Genomic DNA, 4,929 nt, shown 5'->3' with positions numbered 1-4,929 from the left:
CACCGCGTGCGCCTGTTCGGTGTTGCCCGCCCAGTCCTTGCTCCAGTAGCTCACCGTGTGCGTGCCGCTCGTGGTCAGCGTGACGGAGTTGCCCGTCTGCTGCGCGCCGCCGTCGACCGTGTAATACGTCGCTGCGACACCCGAGCCGCCCTGGTTGTCCGTGGCCGCGAAGGTGACCGTCGCGTCCGTGGTCGCCGTGCCTTGCGGCGCGGTGGCCGTCGTCACCGGTGCGGTCACGTCCGCGCCATGCAGCGAGCCGTGCAGGCGAACTTCCCTGATGGTGCCGAACCACGCGTTCGGGTTGTACACACGGATGTAGCGGTAAGGCACCAGGCTCGTGACCGGCAGCGTCTGCCATTCCGCCGTCGACTGCGCCGCCGGGGTCAGCGTGGTCCACGCGGTGTTGTCGTTCGAGCCCTGGAACACGAGGCCGTTGACGCGCGTGTAGTACTTGTCCTGGCTGCCGATGACTTCGGTGCTGGTCAGGCTGACCTGGTTGCCTTCCTTGAAGTCGAAGACCACCCAGGCACCCGTGCCGGAGCCGCCCGAGCCGTTACGGAAGTCCGAACCGGTGCCCAGGTTCGCGTCGAACAGGGTCTTCACGATCGTCAGCGTCGTGGCGGCGTTGCGGTTCGTGGTCGAATCGATCAGCGTTGCGATGGTCGGAACGTTCGGGATGAGGTCGCTCTCGTCGACCAGGGTCAGCGAGGTCTTGTCAGTCGTTTCCGTGACCTCGTAGCCCGTCTTGCCGGCTTGCGTGAGGTAATTGATGGCGAACTTCACCGTACCCGGCTGCGTCCCCTGGGGCAGGGTCGCGGTGGCCGTGTAGTTGATGTTGTCCGTCGTCGCGACTGTAGCGGGCAGGCCGGCGATGGTGACCGCCACATTACTGATCGCTTCCTTGGCCGTGAAGTTCAGTTTCGCGGTACTTCCGGGCACAACCCTGTTGCGCAGCGCCTGGACCGAGGTGAGCGACGCGGATGCGATGCGGTTGGTGGACTCCACGGTGCCATACAGGCGCAGCTCGGCCACGTTCCCATACCCATTGTTGGGGTTGGTCATGCGAATGTAGCGGTACGGCGTCGGATCGGTGATCTTCAGGCTCTGCCAATCCGACGTGTTCGCCGCGGCCGTCGAGATCGTCGTCCAGGTCGCATTGTCGTTCGAACCCTGGAAGATGGTGCCGGTCGTACGGCCGGTGAACTTGCTGTCCTGAAGAGCGATGACATCGGCTCTGGACAGCGCCACGGTTCCGCCGCCCCGGAAGTCGAACTCGAGCCAGCCATTGCTCCCGCTGCCGTTCAGGCGCAGGTCCGTCGCCGAGGCCAGGTTGCTGTCGAACAGGCGGTTGGCGTTCGAGATCACATCGGTCGCATTGCGGCCGTTGGAGTCCGTCAGGGTTGCGATATCGATCACGTTACCGATGTAATCTTTCTGGTCCGCGATGAACAGGTTCGTGGAATCGGTCGAGAACATCACGGGTTCCGCGTCCACACCGGCGCCAGTCTTGTAGTTGGCCAAAAACTTCACCGGTCCGGTCGCCGTGGTGGGCTTGACGACCAGTGTCGCGGTCCAGTTCAGGTTGTCCGTGGTCGTGATGGTTGCCGGCTCGCCCTGGATCGTTGCGGTCACATTGTTGACCGGTTCGGAGGACTGGAAGGAAAGCTTGATCGTGTTGCCGGACACAACGCGGTTCTTTACAGCCTGGTCCGACGTCAACGAAACGCTGTTCAGCTTGTTAACCGTTTCATAGCGGGTACCGAAGAGCCTGAACTCGCCGAGCTCGATGATGTTGTACCACGTGTTCAGGTTGACGGTGGAAAGCTTGAAGAAGCGATAGCGCTGGCCGCGCAGGTCCTCCTGCACGTCCAGGGTCTGGCGCGCCTCGCTCTGAATCGTTGCGTCGGGTGTGAGTCGCGTCCAGTGCTCGTTGTCGTTGGAGCCAAAGGCCGCGACGCCACTGGCGCGTTCCGGGAAGCTGGTGCGCGGCTCGAACTGGAACGCGCTCGCCGCCACCTTGAAGCTGGGACCGAAGTCCAGCGTGAACGTGAGATTGTTCTCCCTGGCGATGAAGTACGGGATGAAGGTGATGGGATCGTCGTCGACCCCGGTAGCGGCCCAGTCACCGAAGTTCGTCACCAGGTTCGAATTGAAGAACAGATTGGTGTAGTTCATGCTGCCGTCCTTCAGCAGCGGGGTCAGTTCCTGGAGTCCGGCGACCGCGTTACGCAAAGTCGCCAGTTTCTGGAAGTAGGTGGTGTCGTTGCCGGACCCGACCGCGGCCTGCATGTCCGCATAGGCAGCCTGGTAGGCATCCCTGGTCGACGTCACGTACAGCGTGTCCGGTTTGAATTGCGCGGCCACGACCCCGACGGTCGCCTGCCGGTCCGCACCCACGACGACCGTCAGCCGCTTGGTGGTCACCGTCGTCCCGTCCGAAGCCTCGACCACTAACGCGTACGTACCGGCCTGCGTCGGCAACCAGGAGAATGCGCCCGTGCTGGTGTCGAACGACGCGCCTGGCGGCAGGTTGTCGATGTTGTAGGTCACGACGTCGCCCGCAGCCGGATCGGTGGCCGAAAGGTCGATCGTCGTCGGGACGGTTGCGCCGGCATACGTGTACAAGGTCGTGTCGGCATTGCCGGACTTGAACACCGGCGGGCTCAGCATAGTGCTCGACTGGGCATTGATGTGATCGATGTCGACCGTGGTGCCGTTGCCGGTCAAGGTAACCTGGAGGAAATCGCCAAGGTTGATGGGTACCACCAGGTAGCGCCACTCGCCCCGGGTGTTCGGCAACGCGATCGGGTTGGCATAGGTGTCCAGGGTCATGGTGGCCGGGCCATTGGTCCGGAAGCGGAAGCCGATCGACGTGACGGTGCCGCCGTAATAACTGTACACGGCATAGCGCGTGCCTTCCGGCGTGGCCGTGCTGCGCACGAAGCTGGTCGAGCCTTCGGTCTGCGTCACCGAAGAACCGGTGAGCGGGGAGTAGCGGTCTTCCACTTCGCGATACGGATCGATGACGGAAATGCCCAGGTATTTGCTGCCCTCCGCCTCGGCTGCCTTGGGGATGCCAATCCAGAAGTCGCCGCCACCATCGGCGCCATCCCAGTTGTAGGCCCTGCGCTTGGCGTAGGCCGTCGTGTAACTAGGGGCGATCTGTTCGAGGTTCAGGCCGCGGACATACTTGTAGTAATAAAGCGCTTCCCAGGTGTTCTGCGTCAGCCGGCCCCGGCCCGATGACGACACGGTCGGATACATCGCCCGGACGCTGCCATCGGGGTTGACACTCATGGCGACTGGAACCCACGGGATGTCGTAACCGATATTCCATTTGCTGAACAGGTCATGAACAGCCAGCAGACGATCATCGAGGAATTCATAGGGGCCGACGGCGTTCGACTCGGTCGAAGGCGTACCTGTCACCGGATCGACCTTGGTACCTTGCGACATGATCATGCGCGCCAGGATTTCCGAGTTGGTGAGGTCGCCGGCGCCGTGGGCCTGATCGCGGCCCATTTCCACGTGCTGGATCTGGGGCGGTATCGCTTCGCCTGTGGCGTCATTCTTCGTCACCAGGCGGAACAGCCTCTCGATGGAGCCGGTCCATGCAGGATCGGGCGCATCCTTGTTGACGGTGAACCACTCGACCGTCTGATTGTACGAATCGCGATCGCCCATGAAGATCGCACCGGACATCTTCGCGATGGTCGTGTACAGATGCTGGTTCATGAAACGGCAGTTGCAATTGTCGTCGGTCAGGATTGTCGGCACGAAGAGGTTGGCCGCGATCTTCTGTGTGTCGTCATCCGTCCACGCGAGCGTCGGGTCCTGGGTGCTGGAATAACGCATAATTTCGGCCGCGCCGACCATCCGCTGCATCGGGATTCCGGTATGGATGTGCGCATCGGTGTAATACGCGTACTTGGCCGGATCCATTTGCTCGTACAGGCGCATGATGCGCATGACGTTGGCCCGGTAGACCGGATCGCCGGTCACGTAGTAAAGGATCGCCTGGGTGTAGGCGGTCAAGGCGTCCGACTTGAAAATGCCCTCGGCACCCTGCGATTCAATTCCGAGAATGCGCGGCTTGGTCTGGTCCGAGGCATTGACGTTCGCGATGTTGGGCGTGCGCTTGGCGCTGGCCGACTGGAGCATCATGTTGAAATGTGTATACCAGGGCTCTTTCTTCGCCAGAACCTGGGCCCGCATGTTTTCCAGCTGCGCCTTCGTGAAGCCGACGCCGGGATGCTTGAATCCGCTTGCATCGATCGTTTCGGTGAGGACCGGCTGGTAGCTGGTCACCATCGTGTCGATCGGATCCGCGGCCATCGCGAGCTGGCCCGGGAAGGGCACCAGCGTCGTCGCGATACCGACTGAAAATGCCATGCAGACGGCGCGTCTTAACGCATGGTTCAATTTGATTGTTCTCATGTCTGTCCCTCCATTTTTTAATCTCTTCGTGTTTAGGTTACCGATAACATTGTTGACCGGAGACGGACCGGAAATGCAGGGCGCGGCAGCACCCGCTTGCGTAGCCGAACCGGGCCGCATTGGTTTTTTATATATGAAGTTCTTATAAACGAGTGCCGTATCGAAGAACGTTCGGCGCAGTCTCACCGTACGTGTGCCTGAAACAATGCGGTTCCCGACTCGTTCGGGTCACGATCAAGTCGCCACTTGCACAGGGCGGGATTGTACGTTATCGATACCGTACAATTGTAGGCCTAATTTCAGCAGGCGCGAACATATTTTTTGCCGCGCTGGCGATGCTCATGCCGGCTGGATGAATGAAAAAACCCCAAAAGCCGGACAACGGCCTTTGGGGTCCGATTAAGACTGCAGGACGTCAGGACCGCTCAGAACCTGCGCGCTTCACGCCCCCGCCACGCCATCATCGCCAGCATGGCAACCAGCATCAGCGCC

1 protein-coding gene is annotated in these 4,929 nt (G+C 61.3%); it reads right to left on the bottom strand.

Annotation, left to right across the window (positions count from 1 at the left end; genetic code table 11):
* The coding region (locus ACEN88_RS24290; protein WP_413343795.1) for a discoidin domain-containing protein at positions 1-4,392 on the bottom strand (4,392 nt) is incomplete at its 3' end.
* Positions 4,393-4,929: the final 537 nt, after the last annotated feature.

Source organism: Massilia sp. CT11-108 (assembly GCF_047302915.1).
Taxonomy (GTDB): Bacteria; Pseudomonadota; Gammaproteobacteria; order Burkholderiales; family Burkholderiaceae_D; genus Telluria; species Telluria orientalis.
This window is presented reverse-complemented; position numbering and strand designations above follow the sequence as displayed.